The 17536-nt window shown below is 66.8% G+C and carries 13 protein-coding genes; 5 read left to right on the top strand and 8 right to left on the bottom strand.

Features of this window, described 5'->3' with window-relative positions; translation table 11 throughout:
• The first annotated feature begins 49 nt into the window (after positions 1-49).
• Together AC1RJ5_RS21535 and AC1RJ5_RS21530 are read left to right on the top strand one after the other, a co-directional pair.
• The gene (locus AC1RJ5_RS21535) at positions 50-2578 is read left to right on the top strand and encodes a TonB-dependent siderophore receptor (protein WP_184168432.1); all 2529 of its coding nucleotides are present in this window, start codon (positions 50-52) and stop codon (positions 2576-2578) included.
• An 89-nt stretch (positions 2579-2667) separates the two neighbouring features.
• The gene (locus AC1RJ5_RS21530) at positions 2668-4737 is read left to right on the top strand and encodes a hypothetical protein (RefSeq protein WP_493115630.1); all 2070 of its coding nucleotides are present in this window, start codon (positions 2668-2670) and stop codon (positions 4735-4737) included.
• Between the two features lie 62 nt (positions 4738-4799).
• Here AC1RJ5_RS21530 and AC1RJ5_RS21525 read toward each other — a convergent pair whose 3' ends face one another.
• The 5 genes from AC1RJ5_RS21525 to AC1RJ5_RS21505 all read right to left on the bottom strand — a co-directional run bounded on the left by AC1RJ5_RS21525 (position 4800) and on the right by AC1RJ5_RS21505 (position 10354).
• The gene (locus AC1RJ5_RS21525) at positions 4800-5465 is read right to left on the bottom strand and encodes a DUF6445 family protein (RefSeq protein ID WP_493115628.1); all 666 of its coding nucleotides are present in this window, start codon (positions 5463-5465) and stop codon (positions 4800-4802) included.
• A complete protein-coding gene (locus tag AC1RJ5_RS21520) occupies positions 5462-6976 on the bottom strand; it encodes a tryptophan halogenase family protein (protein ID WP_493115626.1) in 1515 nt (504 codons plus the stop codon). Before AC1RJ5_RS21520 ends, AC1RJ5_RS21525 begins: the two co-directional genes overlap by 4 nt.
• 107 nt (positions 6977-7083) lie before the next feature.
• Positions 7084-8544 (bottom strand): FGGY family carbohydrate kinase, encoded by a 1461-nt coding sequence (locus AC1RJ5_RS21515; protein WP_493115624.1) that lies wholly within the window; start codon positions 8542-8544, stop codon positions 7084-7086.
• Positions 8544-9497 carry a transketolase family protein gene (locus AC1RJ5_RS21510; protein ID WP_493115622.1) on the bottom strand — a complete coding sequence of 318 codons (954 nt, stop codon included), beginning with the start codon at positions 9495-9497 and terminating at the stop codon, positions 8544-8546. Before AC1RJ5_RS21510 ends, AC1RJ5_RS21515 begins: the two co-directional genes overlap by 1 nt.
• The gene (locus AC1RJ5_RS21505) at positions 9494-10354 is read right to left on the bottom strand and encodes a transketolase (protein WP_493115620.1); all 861 of its coding nucleotides are present in this window, start codon (positions 10352-10354) and stop codon (positions 9494-9496) included. Before AC1RJ5_RS21505 ends, AC1RJ5_RS21510 begins: the two co-directional genes overlap by 4 nt.
• 321 nt (positions 10355-10675) lie before the next feature.
• On the opposite strand from AC1RJ5_RS21505, the gene AC1RJ5_RS21500 reads away from it, so the two are divergent.
• Both AC1RJ5_RS21500 and AC1RJ5_RS21495 read left to right on the top strand, forming a co-directional pair.
• Positions 10676-11464, top strand: coding sequence for a DeoR/GlpR family DNA-binding transcription regulator (locus AC1RJ5_RS21500; RefSeq protein WP_493115618.1), 789 nt, complete (start codon positions 10676-10678; stop codon positions 11462-11464).
• Between the two features lie 90 nt (positions 11465-11554).
• The gene (locus AC1RJ5_RS21495) at positions 11555-12535 is read left to right on the top strand and encodes a sugar phosphate isomerase/epimerase family protein (protein WP_342249868.1); all 981 of its coding nucleotides are present in this window, start codon (positions 11555-11557) and stop codon (positions 12533-12535) included.
• Between the two features lie 112 nt (positions 12536-12647).
• Here the strand turns inward: AC1RJ5_RS21495 and AC1RJ5_RS21490 are convergent, their stop codons facing one another.
• Positions 12648-13895, bottom strand: a complete 1248-nt coding sequence (locus AC1RJ5_RS21490; RefSeq protein WP_269575950.1) for an SGNH/GDSL hydrolase family protein — start codon at positions 13893-13895, stop codon at positions 12648-12650.
• A gap of 2 nt (positions 13896-13897) precedes the next feature.
• Positions 13898-15481 (bottom strand): DUF5060 domain-containing protein, encoded by a 1584-nt coding sequence (locus AC1RJ5_RS21485; protein ID WP_269575951.1) that lies wholly within the window; start codon positions 15479-15481, stop codon positions 13898-13900.
• A gap of 202 nt (positions 15482-15683) precedes the next feature.
• Between AC1RJ5_RS21485 and AC1RJ5_RS21480 the strand changes: the two genes are divergently transcribed.
• Positions 15684-16943 carry an MFS transporter gene (locus tag AC1RJ5_RS21480; RefSeq protein ID WP_269575952.1) on the top strand — a complete coding sequence of 420 codons (1260 nt, stop codon included), beginning with the start codon at positions 15684-15686 and terminating at the stop codon, positions 16941-16943.
• Positions 16944-17036: 93 nt separating this feature from the next.
• Here the strand turns inward: AC1RJ5_RS21480 and AC1RJ5_RS21475 are convergent, their stop codons facing one another.
• On the bottom strand, positions 17037-17405 hold the full coding sequence (locus AC1RJ5_RS21475) for a hypothetical protein (RefSeq protein ID WP_269575953.1): 369 nt from the start codon (positions 17403-17405) through the stop codon (positions 17037-17039).
• Between the last annotated feature and the right edge of the window lie 131 nt (positions 17406-17536).

Below are 17536 nucleotides of genomic sequence, written 5' to 3'. Positions count from 1 at the left end.
GGGATCAACCCGCCGGACTGTCCGGCATAAACTCGGTTGGGGAGGATATATGTTGCTTTCCGTTCGCGCTGGCGTTCGCGCCGCGCTGTTGGCCAGTGCCGCGCTCGCGCCGCTCGCCGCCCAGGCCCAGACGGCCACCACTGATGCGGCTGCTCCCGCCGCGCAGGATGACGCCGCCGATGAAGGCCAGATCGTCGTCACCGGCCAGACCACGCCGAACCGCCCGCTGATCACCTCGTCGGCCGACATCACGCTCGCCAATCGCGAGCTGATCGACCAGAAGGCCCCGCGTTCGACCGCCGACCTGCTCGAAATGGTCCCGGGCATATTCGTCGAGGCGACCGCCGGCGCGGTTTCGAACAACTATTCGGTCCGCGGCCTCCAGGGCGGCGGCCAGCGCTTCGTCCAGCTGCAGGAAGACGGCATGCCGATCCTGTACGGCGGCGGCGGCGCCGACTTCTTCTTCGATCAGGACCTGACCATCGATCGCCTCGAAGCGGTCAAGGGCGGTTCGTCGGGCGTGCTCACCGTCAACGGCGCGGGCGCGACGATCAACTTCATCTCCAAGGCCGTGAACCATGAGCGCCCCGAGGGCGCGGTCCGCTTCACCGGCTATAATTACGGCCTGAAGCGCGCCGACGGCTATTACTCGCAGCCGATCACCGACAAGCTGGCCTTCAGCGTCGGCGGCTATTTCCAGTCGAGCCCGGGCGTTCGCAAGAACACCAACGACTATACCGGCTGGCGCATCAAGGGCGCGCTCGAATACAAGTTCGACGACGGTGGCTATGTCCGCCTGTCGGCCAAGGGCGGCGACATGAAGAACGCCTATTACGCCGACCAGCCGTACAAGTTCACGGATGGCGAGCCGGGCGGCGTGCCGAGCCTCGACACCCAGTTCGGCAATGTCGGCGGCCGGGCCTTCTCGAACATCGCGGTGCCGGTTTCGACCAACGCGCATTCGAGCGGCTATCGCGAATTCAACTATGACGACGGCATCGTCTCGAAGACCTGGCAGGTCCGCCTCGACTTCGAGAAGCCGATCTCGGACTCGTTCACGCTGTTCGGCCATGGCCGCTATCTCGACTACAGCTACGACTTCAACGGCCTGTTCCCCGGCTCGGGCACCGGCAATGCCGGCCTGACCAGCGCGGTGAACTACCTGACCCCGGGCAGCAGCTCGCCGATCAACGACCTGCTGACGCTTGGCCAGGCCGCCTTCCCGACCACCGTGCGCTATGGCATCAAGAACCTGCGCACCGGCCAGGTGATCGGCTCGAACCAGACGGCGCTGCTCAACGCGCTGAACGGCAACGGCTTCCTGCAGCGTACCACGCTCAACCACGACGCGATCGACGCCTATGACCTGGGCTTCAACGTCGGCGGCCGCTGGAACTTCGAGAGCGGCAGCTTCAAGAACTCGCTCACCGCGGGCGTGATGTACTACAAGACCAAGCGCAACCAGGACCAGTCGGCGACGGCGAGCGTGGTCAACGATGTGCGCACCAACAGCGATGTCTATGACATCGTCGCGCTCAACGCGAACAACCAGGTGATCGGCACCCTGTCCGACAACGGCCTGGTCTCGTACGGCGACTGGGGCGCGGGCATCCGCAGCCGCCAGGATTCGAGCCTGTCGCTCTATGTGAACGACGAGTTCTCGATCGGCGACCTGCACATCGACGCCGGCGTGCGCTGGGAGCATGACAGCGCGACGGCGTGGGACGGCAACACCGCGGCGGTGAACCAGGCGGTGCAGCCGGGCACGGCCGGCGTGCTGACCACGGTCGGCTCGACCTGGGACGGCACCTATGCGGTGCGCAAGGCGAACAAGAAGGCGGTGGCCTACACCGTCGGCGCGAACTACCTGATCACGCCGAACTTCTCGATCTATGCCCGCTACGCCAACGGCTTCCAGATGAACAATGTCGATCCCATCACCGGGATCGAGCTGTACGAAGCCGGCGTCCGCTACCAGATGGGCCGCCTGGTCTCGGCTTCGGCGACGGTGTTCCGCACCAACTTCCGCAACCAGAACTACAACTTCGCCGATCCGGTGAACCCGTCGCAGCAGAGCAACATCAACGCCGATCTGCGTACCAACGGCGTCGAGCTCAACCTCAACGTCCGTCCGGTCGATGCCTTCAGCATCGACTTCCAGGGCGTGTTCCAGGATCCGAAGCTCGTCAACCTGGCGATCAACGGCGCCAACCAGCAGGGCTTCGAGGGCAATCGCCCCGAGCGCACGCCGGCACGCCTGTTCACGATCACGCCGAGCTACAAGCTGCCGAACGGTCTCGGTGAGATCTATGGCCGCTACAAGTATATCGGCAAGATCTACGCCGATGCCGGCAACGGCGTGGCGCTGCCGAGCTACGGCGTGACCAGCGTGGGTGCCTCGTTCAACCTCAGCAAGCAGCTGCAGCTGAGCGTGAACGCGGACAACATCTTCAACGTCATCGGCCTGACCGAGGGTAATCCCCGCCAGGGCCAGACGCAGGCGATCACCGACGGCTATTTCTATGCCCGCGGCATCGTCGGCGCCACCTATGGCGGCACGATCACGTTCAAGTTCTGATAAACCCCGCAAGGGTCGCAAAAGGGAGGGCGCGGCAACTGAAAGGTTCGCCGCGCCTTTCCATTTCTGGATTAAGAGGAGAGAGACGGATGCGAGGTTCGATGCGGTTGCTGCTGGCGGGCGGGCTGCTGCTCGCGGGCACCAGCACGGTGGCGATGGCGCAGAAGGCGGCCAGGGCGCCGGAGCTGGCCTACAGCCTGACCGAGGGCCAGAACCTCAACGCGTTCGTGCGCGAGGGCAAGGTCGCGGCGCACCTGCTGCTGCGCAACGGCAGCGATCCGCGCATCCTGGTCGCCTTCCCGGCCGGCAACAGCGGCGTCGGCCTGTGGTTCCAGCCACTTGCCCGCCCCGCCACCTGGCGGCTCGACCAGGCGCCGCGCCCGGTGACCTTCGCCGACGCCAGGGGCCGCCCGCTCCACGGCATCGAGAGCATCGCCACGATCGACACCCCGCGCCTCGCCCCCAAGCAGGCCGTGCTCTCCAATGTTCGCTTCCTGCGCGATTACCAGTCGGTCAGCCGCTTTCCCGCCGAAGTGGCGGCACCGGTCCGCATCGAGGGTAATCGCATCCTCTACGCCCGTGACCGTGTTGACGGTGCGCCGGGCTACAGCCTGGAGATTCAGGTGCTGAGCGGCCGGATCGAGAAGGGCGAGATCGTCGCCGGCGCGAATGGACGCATTCAGTTGCGGATCGTTGCAGCGACCGGCGATACGCCGCTGACCGGCCTCAGCAAGGCAGAGCTGCTCAATAGCAAAGCAGCCTCCGATCCGGCAGCGCGCAACGCGCTCGCTTTCCTCAGCTACCGCGAGAAGTTTCTGGCCGGCTCGTGGCGCTTCGACACCTATTTCGGCCGCGACACGCTGATGTCGGTTCGCCTGCTGATGCCTGCGCTCAAGGGCGCTGCGGTGGAAGCGGGCCTGGGCGCGGTGCTCGCCCGGCTCGATCGGGACGGCGAAGTCGCGCATGAGGAGGGGCTCTCCGAATTCGCGCTGATCGACCATGCCCAGCACAAGCAGCCGGGCGGTGCCGCTGCGACTCTCGATTATGGTATGATCGACGACGATTACATGCTCGGTCCCGTCTCCGCCGATTATCTGCTCGGCTCGGCAACCCGGGCCGCCGCGCAAACTTTCCTGGCCAGAATGGTACAGAGCGAAGCGAATCCGGGCAGTGCGGCGTCGGCAGGAACCCTCCTGGTGCGCAACCTTCGCTACGTTATCGATCAAGTGCGTCCATTCGCCGAGGATCCGCGCTGGAACAACCTCGTCGCGATCCACAAGGGCCGCCTGACCGGCCAGTGGCGCGATAGTGAGGAAGGTTTGGGCCGTGGCCGCTATCCCTATGATGTGAATGCGGTTTTTGTCCCTGCCGCGCTCGAGGCCGCCGACAAGCTGCTCCGCGCCGGCCTGCTCGATCGCTTCCTCACCCCGGACGACCGCGCCGCGCTGGAGCGCGCCCACGCCATGGCGGCGACCTGGCGGAGCAAGGCCCCCGGCCTGTTCGCCGTCGAGACCCCCGGCCCCGAGGCCGCAGCCCAGGTCCGCGCCTATGCCGCCCGCGTCGGCGTCCCCGCCGCCCCGGCCCTCGCCTCGCTCAAGGGCCAGCCCCTGCGCTACCACGCGATCGCGCTCGACGATCATGGCAAGCCGGTGCCGATTATCAATTCGGATGAAGGCTTTAGCCTGCTGTTCGGCCATCCCGACCCGGCCGATCTCCAGGCCTATGTCGGCGCGCTGGCACGGCCGTTCCCGGCCGGGCTGATGACCGATATCGGCCTGCTCGTCGCCAATCCGGCGCTGGCCGGCACCGAGGTGCAGGACCGCTTCACCCCGGCCGCCTATCACGGTGCGGTGGTGTGGTCGTGGCAGCAGGCCCTGTTCGCCGCCGGCCTCGAGCGCCAGCTCGCCCGTACCGACCTGCCCCCCGCCACTCGCGCGGTGCTGAAGGATGCACAGGCCAGGCTGTGGCGCGCGATCCAGGCAACCCGGGCGACGCAGAGCTCGGAGCTCTGGTCCTGGGCGTTCGAGAATGGCCGCTACAAGGTCGTCGCCTTCGGCGCCGGCAAGGCGGACGTCGATGAGTCCAACGCCGCGCAGCTGTGGAGCACGGTCTATCTCGCCGTACAGCCACCCAAGGCTGCGGCGAAGAAGAAGCACTGAGCTGCGCTAACCCTACACCCCACCTCGACCCGTCATCCCTCCCCAGGGATGGCGGGTGATTTTTATGTGGCGGAGAGGAACGCCGTCACCGTCAGCCGCCCGGTCGCCGGATCGCCGTCCAGCACCGCATCCGGCGAGATCGCGCCGCTATGGAGCAGCGCGCTGCGGTAGATCACCGCGCGATTATAGCGTGCCTCGACATGCGCGATCCGCTCGAAAAGCTTCGTATCGCCAAAGGGATAGGCCGCTTCCGGCGGATCGGCGCGCAGCTCGGCGTTGAGCGTGGCGAGATAGCCGGCCGAGCGCGCCGCATCGATCGTCTCGAACCCCGTCGCCCGGTGTCGGAAGAACGCCGTGCCGTCGCCTTCCGACAGATAATGGACCAGCGCGATCCGCCCGGGTTGCACCGCATCGATATGCGGCAGCCGCTGTTCCACGCCGAGTTCGGCGGGCGGGGTGGTCACCATCGAGAAGCTGGCATCGAGCAGCTCCACGCTCGCAGCCCCCAGCACCTCGCGCAGCACCGGCACCAGCGCCGGGCGCACCTGGGCGAAATACTCGGCCGGCAGCGGCGCGCGGATGCCTGGATAGTGATGCCGTCCCGGCTCGAACTTCGCCGCCAGCGCCGCCGCGCGCAGCGCATCCGGGTCGGGATGGAAGCCGTCGACGATCGCGATCGGCTGGCTTTCGCTGCCGATCCGCCGCGCGACGATGTCCGGCTTGATCACCCGCCCATCGCCGCCGCAAGCGCCGCGTCGTGCAGCGGTAGCGTCGGCGCGGCGCGCTGGATGACTTCGGCGACCTGGCGGACCTGCGCGCTGTTGGCCGCGCTGTCGAGCACGTCGGCGAGCGGGTTATAGTCCTCCGCCACGATCTCCTGCCCGTTGAGCACCGCCAGCCAGCTCGCGTCGCGGAACAGCTCCTCGGGGCCGAGCATCAGCCGCCCGGAGCGGCGATATTGCTCCTCGCGCGCCACCAGCGTCTCGGGCAACGCCATCTCGCGCCGCTCCACCCAGAACGGATCGGTGCGGCCGGGATTGGCGTGGTAGTGGAGGATCAGGAAGTCCTTGATATTGTCCATATCGGCATTGAGGAGCGCATTGTACCGCTCGGCCAGCGCCGGATCCATGTCGCGGTCCGGGAATAGCGTCAGCAGCTTGGCGATGCCGCTCTGGATCAGGTGGATCGACGTCGATTCCAGCGGTTCTAGGAAGCCCGAGGACAAGCCGATCGCGATAACATTGCCGATCCAGGCCTTGCGCCGCGTGCCCGCGGTGAAGCGCAGCGTGCGCGGCTCGGCCAGCGCCTCGCCGTCGAGGTTCGCCAGCAGCGTCCCCGTCGCCTCGTCCTCGCTCATGAAGCGGCTGGAGAAGACATGCCCATTGCCGATCCGGTGCTGGAGCGGAATGCGCCACTGCCAGCCCGCCGGGCGCGCGGTGGAGCGGGTGAAAGGCGTGGTATGCTCGGTCCGCGCGCAGGGCACCGCCACGGCACGGTCGCAGGGCAGCCAGTGCGACCAGTCCTCGAATCCACCGCCCATCGTTCCGTCGATCAGCAGCGCGCGGAAGCCCGAACAGTCGACGAACAGGTCGCCCTCGATCCGCTCGCCGCGCTGGGTGGTGAGCGCGGTGGCCAGCCCGCTCTCGCCGTCGCACGCGACGTCCTGCAGCTTGCCCTCGATGCGGGTGACGCCCGCTGCTTCGGCAATGCCGCGCAGGTGGCGGGCATAGAGGCTGGCGTCGAAATGATAGGCATAGCCGAGCGTCGACAGGATCGAGCGCGCGTCACCCGTCGGCATGGCGAAACGCCCCTGCCCGGCCAGTTCGGTCGCCAGCGAGAAGGCGGCAAGCGGCAGGTCGAGGCCCTCCGCCCTGGCCTTCATCCAGCGATGGTGGAAGGCCACGCCCGGGAAGCGCACGCCATAGTCGCCGAACGGGTGGAAATAGCGATGCCCCGGCCGCACCCAGTCGACGAACTCGATGCCCAGCTTGAAGCTCGCCTTGGTCTCGCGGAGGAACGCCGCCTCGCCGAGCCCGATCAGCTGGTTGAACCAGTGGATCGTCGGGATCGTCGCTTCACCGACGCCGACCGTGCCGATCTCCTCGGACTCGAGCAGGGTGATATCCAGCGTCCGGCCGAATTGGCGCGCCAGCGCCGTCGCGGTCATCCAGCCGGCCGTTCCACCACCCAGGATGACGACGGAACGCACGCGCCGCGAAGGGGTATCGGACAGGCTCATGGAATCGATTTCTCACTCGTAGTTTCACGAGTGTTTAGCCGAGCGATTTCCTGCTGACGACCTCGGATTTCGATGTTCTACGGGTGACTCCGCCGGGCATGCACCGGCTAGGGATGCGCCGCGGCGGACGCGGCAACCGCCTGGCGCCAGCGCGCCATCAGGTGCGCGCGATCGGCACCGGCGATGCCCGGCTCGAAGCGGTCCTGATCCACTATTGCCCAGGCATTGCCACCCAGCTTCCCGGCAGCCAGCTGCGCCACCCCGCGCGCGCCCAGCTCGAGCTGGCGCGGGCGCAGGACCGGGCGATCGATCACGTCGGCGAGGATCTGGACGAGCAGGTCATTCGCCGCAGCCCCCCCATCGACGGACAGCACATCAAGCGGCGCGCCGAGATCGGCGTCCATCGCAAAGACGATATCGGCGATCTGCAGCGCGATGCCCTCCAGCACGGCGCGGGCGACGTGCGCCGGGCTGGTGCCGAGCGACATGCAGCTGAGCAGCCCCCGCGCTTCCGAGCGCCAGTGCGGCGCGCCGAGCCCGGCCAGCGCGGGTACGAAGGTCACGCCCTGGCTGTCGGGCACTTCGGCGGCGAGCCGGGTCAGCTCGCCCTCGTCGCGCAGGTTGAGCAGGCGCACCGCAAAGGCCGCGGCATGGCCCGACACCGCGACATTGCCTTCGAGCGCATGAAAGACGTCATGCCCGCGTGCCCAGGCGATCGTGCTCCACAGGCCGTGCGCGGAGGTGACGCGCGCCGGCGTCACCGCCATCAGCGAGGAACCGGTGCCGCAGGTGACCTTGGCCTGTCCGGGCGCCGCAAAGCCGTGGCCGAGCAGGGCCGCGTGTGAATCGCCGAGCAGCACTTCGATCGGCAGGCCCGAGGGCACGCCGCTCGCGGCGGTGAAGCCAAACTGGGCGTCGGACGGACGGATCGTCGGCAGCACCAGCCGGGGCACCCCGAACAGCGCGAGCATCGAGCGGTCCCAGTCGAGCGCGTCGAGCGACATCAGCTGGGTACGCGAGGCGTTGCTCACATCGGTCGCGTGCTGCGCGCCGTTGGTGAGCTTCCATAACAGCCAGCTGTCGATCGTGCCGGCGCGGAGCAGCCCGGCCTCGGCCCTGGCGCGCGCGCGCGGCGTCTCGTCGAGCAGCCAGGCAAGCTTGGTGCTGGGCGCCAGCGGATCGATGCCGAGCCCGGTCGCCGCAATGATTTCCTGCGCACGCGGCGCCAGCGCGGCACAGCGATCGGCGGTGCGCCGGCATTGCCAGCTGATCGCGGGTGCCACCGCCTCGCCGCTCTCGGCGTCCCACAGCACGATCGTCTCGCGCTGGTTGGCGATGGCGAGCGAGGCGACTTCGGCGCCCGGCGTCGTCGCGATGACTTCGCCGATCGCGCCGGCGACGCTGCCCCAGATCGCCTCGGCCGATTGCTCGGCCCAGCCGGGACGCGGATGGACCACGCCCAGCGGGTGCGAGGCACGGCCGAGCACTTCGCCGGTGTCCGCCGCGAACAGCAGCGCCTTGGTGTTGGTCGTGCCCTGGTCGACCGCCAGGATCGCCGGGCGCGCCATCAGCCGCGCTTCTCGACCAGCTCGCGCGCCGCGGCAGCGATGCCTGCCGGTGTCAGCCCGTGCCGCTCGAACAGCCATTCGGCCGAGCCAGTCTCCAGGAAGCCGGGGAAACCCAGGACGCGCATCGGAACCGGCCTCTCCTCCACCACGACTTCGGCCACGGCGCCGCCCAGGCCACCGCGCACGACATGTTCTTCAGCGGTGACGATAGCACCCGTGCCGGCCGCGGCAACGATCGCCTCGCGGTCGATCGGCGAGATCGTCGCCATGTTGAGCACACAGGCCGAGATGCCTTCCGCCGCCAGCGCCTCGGCGGCGTCGAGCGCACGGTGCACCAGCGTGCCGCAGGCGATGATTGCGACGTCATCGCCTTCGCGCAGCACTTCGGCCTTGCCGGCCTCGAAGCGCGCGCCTTCCGGACGGGCCAGTGCGGGCACTGCCATGCGGCTCACCCGGATGAAGACCGGACCGTCATAGCCGGCGGCCCAGCGGATCGCCTCGGCGGTTTCCCAGGGATCGGACGGCACGATCACCGTCAGCCCCTTCATCGCGCGCAGCCAGGCCAGGTCCTCGATGCTGTGATGGGTCGCGCCAAGCTCACCATAGGCGACGCCGCTCGAGATGCCGCACAGCTTCACATTGACGTTGCTGTACGCGATGTCCGCCTTGATCTGCTCGAGCGCGCGGCCGGTGAGGAAGCACGAGGCGCCGCTGACGAACGGCACCTTGCCGCCATTGGCCAGGCCCGCACCGACGCCGACCATGTTCTGCTCGGCGATGCCGACATTGACCAGCCGCTCGGGAAACTGGTCGCGAAACTTGTTGAGCTTCGACGAACCGACCGAGTCATTGACCACCGCGACGATCCGGGGATCCTCGGCCGCCAGAGCCTCCAAAGTCTCGACATAGGCATTGCGGCAATCGAAGCCCTTGCCCTGCGGCGCCGCACTCATGCCGCAAGCTCCGCGTCGAGTTCGGCGAAAGCCTGGGCCAGCTGCGCGTCATTGGGCGTGCCATGATGCCAGCCCGCCTGATTTTCCATATAGCTCACGCCGCGTCCCTTGATCGTATGCGCGATGATGCAAAGCGGCTTGCCGTCGGCGCCACGCGGTGCGGAGAGCAGTTCGAGCAGGGCCGCGGGATCATGGCCGTCGACATCGGCGACTTCCCAGCCAAAGGCTGCCCATTTGTCGGCGAGCGGCTCGAGCGAATTGGTATCCTCGGTCGGCGCGCCCTGCTGCAGCCGGTTGCGATCGATGATGACCGTCAGCTTGCCGAGCCTGCGATGCCCGGCGAACATCGCCGCTTCCCACATGCTGCCTTCCTGCAGCTCGCCGTCGCCAGTGAGCGCAAAGACCCGGAAGTCCGCCGCGTCGATCTGCCCGGCCACCGCCATGCCGACCGCGACGGGCAGGCCATGACCGAGCGGGCCGGTATTGGTCTCGACGCCCGGCAGATAATTGCGGTTCGGGTGGCCGTTCAGCCGCGAGCCCGGCTGAAGATAGGTCTCCAGATCGGCGACCGGAAAATAGCCCGCACCTGCAAGCGCCGAATAGAAGGCACCGGTGCAGTGGCCCTTGCTCATCACGAAGCGATCGCGCGTCGGGTCCTGCGGATTGGCGGGATCGAAGCGCAGCACGGCGGAATAGAGCGTCGCCAGGATATCCGCGCACGACATATCGCCGCCCGGATGCCCCTGCTTCGCGCGGTGCGCCATCGTCAGCGCCTCGCGCCGTATCCAGTCCGCGCGGCGGCGAATGTCCGCCACCCGCGCATCGACGAATTCCTCGGTTGCTACTGCCTTGCCCATGGCCGGGCCTTAACCGAGGACGGATATGAACGGCAACCGGCTTCTTACGATTATTTTCGTTTACCTCCATTTCGCAACGAATCTCGGTTCGTTCGTTGACACTTCGCTGCGTTACCGCTTAGCGTTGCGCAAAATCCGGCGATCAGAGCTACGATACGGAAGAGGATGGGCTGTGCGGCGTTTCGGCATGGAAAATGGTGAGCAGGCGGGCGCGCCTCCTGCCCTTGCCGCAGCCTCGGAAGTCCGCCGCATCTATGCCGCACGCGCCCGCATGCTAGAGCCACTGCAGCTCCGCATCGCAGGCGGGGATTGGAGACAGGCATGAACACTCGAGCCGGAACGCCCGGGCTGCTTGGCGAAGCCCGCCGGATGAAGATCCTGGAATGGATGCAGGAAGAAGGCGCCGCCCGCGTCCGCACGCTTGCGGATGCTTTCGGCGTGTCCGAAGTAACGGTGCGCCAGGACCTGGAGAAGCTCGAGGCGGAAGGCCATGTCGTGCGCGAGCATGGCGGGGCATTCCTCAAGTCGGTCACCCAGCAGGTGCGCGCGATGGCGCTGCACCACATGGTGCACATGGAAGCCAAGCGCCGGATCGGCCGCGCGGCGGCGGCGCTGGTGCAGGATGGCGAGACGATCATCCTCGATTCCGGATCGACCACCACCGAGATCTCGTCCCACCTCGCCACCCGCAGCGGGCTGACGGTGATCACCAACGCGCTCAACATCGCGCTGGCGCTCGGCGGCCTGCCAGGGTTCGACGTCCATATGCCGGGCGGCCATTTCAAGGCACCGACCCTGTCACTCAGCGGCGAGCGCTCAGGCGACTATTTCCGCGGGCTGTTCGCGCAGAAGCTGTTCCTGGCGACGGCAGCGGTGTCGCTCGATGCCGGCCTCACCTTCCCGTCGCTTTCGGACATCACGGTGAAGCGCGCGATGATCGAATCCGCGGCCGAGGTGATCCTGGTCGCCGACAGCAGCAAGATCGGGCAGCGCTCCTTCTCGTCGCTCGGCGGCATCGAGCTGATCCACACGCTGGTGACCGACGACGGCATCCGGGACGAGGACCGTGCGGGCTTCGAGGCCGCCGGGGTGAAGCTACTCATCGCCTGACCGGCAGGCGCACGGCCAGGCGCGAAAACGCGACGGCCCCATGATTTCACGTCCGGCACGAAGCCGGGCGGCACTTCGAGAGGACTGATGATGGCGAGCGAGCAGAAGTACGGCGCGGGGATCTGGCACTTCGCCACCTATGTGGATCGCTATGCGACCGATGGCTATGGCCCGGCGCGCTCGCTGATCGAGATGATCGACCTGGCCGGCGAGGTCGGTGACCTGTCGGTCGTCGACATCAATTACCCCTTCCCGGGCGGCGAGACCGATTTCGCCGCGGTCGAGGCGGCGCTCGCCCGCAACAACCTGTCGGTCATCGGCATCACGCCGGAGATCTACACCCGCAAGTTCGCCAAGGGCGCCTTCACCAATCCCGATCCAGGCATCCGCCGCGAAGCGCATGCGATGATCACCGAGGCCGCCGGCGTCGTCCGCCGCTTCGGCGCCAAATATGTGAAGCTGTGGCCGGGCCAGGATGGATGGGACTATCCCTTCCAGGTCGATCATGGCGATCTGTGGCGGATGAGCATGGACGGCGTCGGCCAGCTCGCCTCCGAGAATCCCGATCTCCAGTTCGTGATCGAATACAAGCCGCGCGAGCCGCGCAATCACATGAGCTTCGACAGCGTCGCGCGCACGCTGCTCGGCATCGAGAAGATCGGGCTGCCCAATATCGGCATCCTGCTCGATTTCGGCCACGCGCTGTACGGCGGCGAGAGCCCGGCGGATTCGGCCCAGCTCGCGATCGATCATGGCCGGCTGTTCGGCATGGACGTGAACGACAATCTGCGCGGCTGGGACGACGACATGATCGCCGGCTCGGTCCACCCGATCGAGCTGTTCGAGTTCTTCTACACGCTGCGCAAGAACAAGTGGGAAGGCGTGTGGCAGCTCGACCAGTTCCCGTTCCGCGAGGATTGCGTCGGCGCCGCCAAGAGCGCGATCGGCTTCCTCAAGCATATCGAGAAGGCGCTCGACCGGCTCGACTTCGACGCGATGAAGGCGGCGCAGGCGAAGCAGGATGCGGTCGAGACGCTGCGCCTGGCGCGCGAGGCGCTGTTCGCGGGGTAATTCTTTCAAACTATTCTGTTCCCCGGCGAAAGCCGGGGCCCAGGGTCACAAGCGGGATGGCAGAGAAACCCTGGGCCCCGGCTTTCGCCGGGGAGCTTTCAGGGTGCGAGCGTCACCCCGCCCTTCGAAACAAAGCGATATCGACACTATCACCCATCGCTCGGTATCCCGCCTCGCCCGGATGGATATGGTCGCCGGAATCATAGGCGGGCAGAAGCTGCAGCGGCGCGGCGGGATCGCGGACGGCCTTGTCGAAATCGATCACGCCGTCGGGCTCGCCCGAGGTGCGGATCCAGCGATTGACCGCCTGGCGCTGCGCTTCCCGCGCCTCATTGTACGAAGTCGCGCCCCGGAACGGCGTCAGCGTCCCCATCACCACCTTGATATTGGCGGCATGCGCCCGGGCGATGATCTGGCGGTAGCCGGCGATCAGCTCGTCCACGTCGAGCGGCGGGTTGTTGCCGAACATGGTGCTCGATCCGCCATTGCCGATATCGTTGATGCCTTCGAACAGGATGACGTGGGACACGCCCTGCACGCGGGCGACATCGCGATCGAACCGGGCCAGCGCCGCCTTGCCCCAGCTGGTCGAGAGCACCCGGTTGCCGCCGATACCGGCATTGATCACCGCCAGCGCCGGGCGGACGGGCGCGGCGGCGATGCGCTGGTTCAGCCGTTCCGGCCAGCCATGCAGCTGGTCGAGCGCGGGCCGGTTGCCGTCGGTGATCGAATCGCCAAGCGCGACGATAACGCGCGGGGGGCTGGCGCTGCGCACCATGACACCGCTCACCGGCGGCCGGCCGATGATCGTATCGGCATTTGCGATCTTTTCAGCGAGGATTTGGTCGCCCTCCCCCATCGCCATCACCGCATTCCCGAATCCCTTGAGCTTAAGCCCCGCGGGAATATGCACGCTCACCACCAGCTCGCCCATTGCCGGAACGGACAGGGCGACAGGATCGCTCAGCACAGGCGCACCCGGTGCGATCGTCACCTGCGCCGCGCCACCGAAGCTGAGCCGGCGCAGCGTGCCGGGCTTCGCATCGAAGCCGGTCGCGGCGATGCCGGCGCTGGCTGCAACCACGGTGAGCGGCGTTGTGCCATCCTCATTGGACAGGCGGATACGGACCTGCCGCCCGCCCGCCGCAACCGCGAAGCGCATCCGCAGCGTGCCGGTCACCGGCGGACGATCACGCAGACGCTGGCGGGTCTCGGGCGGGAGCTTCATCTCCTTGGGAATGACGAAGTCGTAGTCGGCCGGGCTCGACTGATAGGCGTCGATCCACACCTCTCGACTACCCTGCGCGGCGGCAGGCAAGGCGAACAGCATCGCCGCTGCGAAGAAGCCCGCGTACCGCATCCCTATGCCTGCACCTTGACCATCCGCAGCGCGATCCAGGGCTTGCCCGGCAGCTCCACGGTCGGCCGCGCGGGATCCTGGACGTCATAGTCATTCTTCTTCGCCATCCGGAACAGCCCCTCGACCGGAGTGACTGTCATGTTCCAGGTGTCGATGACGTCGATCCGATAGCTCTGCAGCGACTCCGGCCCCTTGCCGGGCAATACCACCGGCCATTCGGTCGGCTGCTCGGCGCCGAAATAGCGGAGGTAATACGCGTTCTGCTGGCCACCGAGATGATAGTTCCACCAGGCCTGGATCGGCTCGACGCCCGGCACCGGCCCTTCCTCCATAATCTTGCGCAGGAAGGCGAGCCGCGGCGCGCTGTGCCCGGCCAGGCTGCCACCCTGACCCAGCCAGGAACTGTCGGCATTGCGATCCGCCGCGAAGGTCTCGCTATGCCCGACATAGCAGCCGCCGATCAGCCCGTACCAGAAACGCTGGACCATATCCTCGGCGCTCAGATTGCCCCAGCGCTTGGCGATGTTCCCCTCATAGACGACCTCGTCGAAGACCACCGGCTTGAGCGTCATCGCGCGGTGCAGCTCGGCGCGCAGATCGTCGAGCACGGCCGCGCCATTCTGCACGCTGGCATGGGTGATCCACGGCTTGCGATGGTCGTAATAGGTGTTGATCTGGTGGATCGAGCGCAGCCGATCATGCGGATCGGCGGCGACCAGCACCTCGAAGAGATGGTCCCAGTCCGCGATCGTCTTGGTTTCGATATTGTCGTATTCGTTGGCCATCGACCACCAGACGTTGCGGTACGCGCCAAAGCGCGCGGCGACGTAGCGCAGATAGCGCTCGTCATCGGCACGCTGCATGTCCGAATAGCCGCGCTTCTCGTCATAGGGGTGGTAGAGGATCACGTCCGCTTCGATCCCCAGCGCGCCGAGCTTCTGGATGCGATCCTCGTAGCGGCGGAAATAGGCGGGATCGAACCGCGCCGGATCCCAATCCCTTGGCCCGTCGCCGGTGCGCGCGAACGGGTTGGTCGCCACCGACGGGACATTGGGGAACACCAGCATCCGCATCTTGTTGAACGGCGCGCCGGCGAGCGTCTTCAGCGTCTCGGCGCATTTCGCGTCGGACTGGAGCGCCCAGCTGTAGCAGGTCGTGCCGATCTGGCGGAACGGCGTGCCATCGGCATAAGCGAAGTGATAGCCGTCCTTCGACACACGGACCGGTCCGCGACTGCCCTTGCCCGGCGCGACTACGGTGAACTCGCCCGACTTGCCAGCAAGCGCACCGGCATTGCTCTCGCTGCGCCAACGCCACGCGCCCAGCTCGGGCGGGCTGAAGCGGATGCGGTAGGTGCCATTGCCGTCATAGAAGCCGGGCACGCGGACCCGCTTTCCCGCCCCTTCGAAAACCGCGGCAAGCGTCACGTTGACGAACGGATTGCCCCCTCTCGGGCCGGCCAGTTCGATCTCGAACACACCCCAGCGCTCGACCGTTCGAGGGGCTGCGGCGGCCATGGCGGGAGTGGAAGTCGCGGCACCGATCGCCATGGTCTGGGCGAGCATGTTCCGTCGCGTGATCTTCATTCCAACCCTCTCCCGATCTGCCGCATCCGCCCCGGAAGGGCGTCGCGCTTTATAATAATATTATCGTACTAGAAATCACTGCCCGCACAACCATGATTAAGGGGTCGGCGAGGCGCTGCAAGCGCTTGCCCCGGCCCTCGGGCACCGCTAGGCTGCGCCACAAATAATACTATCATATGTTGTAAAGGAGGGGTGCCAGGCGATGGCCAGCACGAATGCGCAGGACAAGGACGATTGGCGGAACACGATCCTCGCCGGCCTTGCGAACTATATCGACGCCGGGTCGATCGTCGCCGGATCGGCAGCGCTCGCGCTGTGGCAGGAAGCCTATCATCTCAACAACAATACGGTCGGGCTGATCGGCGCTTTCGGGCCGAACGCGATCTCCGCCGGTATCGGCGCGTTGATCGGCGGGAGGCTGTGCGACCTGTTCGGGCGCAAGAAGATCTACCAGTACGACATGCTGTTCTACGCGTTCGGCATGCTGTGGCTGGTGTTCGCGATGAACGCCTGGATGGTCGTGCTCGGCTTCTTCCTGGTCGGCCTCGCGGTCGGCGCGGACATTCCCGCTTCCTGGTCGATCATCGCCGAGATGGCGCCCAAGGGTAAACGCGGCAAGCATAGCGGCGTGGCGCAGGTGCTTTGGTATCTGGGTCCGGTCGTCGTGCTGCTGCTGTTCCTGGTGCTCACCCCGCTCGGGTTGCTTGGCGCGCGCATCGTCTTCGCGCATCTCGCGCTGCTGGCAATCGGCCTCACCTTCCTGCGCTCGCGCATGCAGGAATCGCCGCGCTGGCTCGAAGCCCAGGCCGCAGACGAGCACAAGCAGATCGAGCCGGCCAGGATCAGCGCGCTGTTCAAGCCGCGCTATCTCGGCTCGATGGCGTTCCTGATCGGCATGTACGGCATGTGGAACCTGTGGGCTGGCACCAACGGCTTCTTCTTCCCCTATATCTTGCGCACCGTCGGCGATGCCAGCCAGGCGACCGCGGTGGCGATCCAGACGCTCAGCTTCCTGATCGGCATGCTGTCGATCTGGGGGGTATTCATGCAGTTCTCCGACCGGCTGAACCAGCGGACGATGTTCCTCGTCTCGGCAGTGATCCAGGTGGTCGGCATGTCGCTGCTCGCGCTGTTCCCGCTCACCCTGCCGCTGGCGATTCTCCACGTCTTCCTGATGGCGTTCGGCCAGGGCTTCGGTGCCCAGTCGTTCTTCCAGCTGTGGAGCTCGGAGATGTTCCCGACGCTTCTGCGCTCGACCGCGCAGGGCCTGATGTTCGCGGTGGTGCGCATCGGCCTGGGCATCTGGAGCTTCTTCGTGCCGGTGCTGACCGCCACGGGCTTCACTACCCTCGCCTGGATCCTCACCGGCTTCCTCGCGGCGAGCGGCATCATCGGCATGCTCGGCGCCCCGCGCAACGAGGGCAAGTCGCTCGAGGAGCTGGAGGCCAAGCTGAAGGCCTGAACGAACTGCGGGCCGCCGGTTCTTCGACCCGCCGGCACCTCGCACGGGCGGTCTCCGCAAGGAGGCCGCCCTTCTTCATTCGCCCATACCGGCCTATTTCAAGACGCGAACGCTGACGAGACGTTCGATGAGAACGTCCCTGCTGGCATCGCCCAGATAGCGCTTCTTGTGCTGCGCAAGGCTCACCCGCCCCACCAGCTGGACCGTGAAGTTGCCCCAGGGCGGCTCGGCTTTTCGCCAGCCCGATGCCTCCCGGGCTGCGGCATCCAGTTGCCTGCACGTGTCTCCACGGCATTTGATCGATGCCCCGTCGCCTTCCCCCAGCAGCGGTCCTGTCGCGTCCCGGCATTGCTCGAATCGGCTATTTTCGAAATTGGTGAACCAGGTGCAGCTAAGGGTGCGCTGTGGGCCGAAGGCCACGCCTTCGAAAGTCACGCCCTGCCCCGCGGGCGAAGCAGACATCAGAGCAAGGATAGCCGGTTGCCACATCGGGCCAGCATATCCTCGCGCTCCCCGCTGGCAATCCAGTCGATTTGGGCGCCCCTGTCGCGCACAAAAAAAGGGGCGGTGCAATGCACCGCCCCGACAGGAGG

The sequence above is a fragment of the Sphingomonas sp. GW822-FHT03G08 genome (assembly GCF_058801135.1).
Note: the sequence above shows the minus strand (reverse complement) of the source record. Positions and strands in the feature narration are given on the sequence as shown.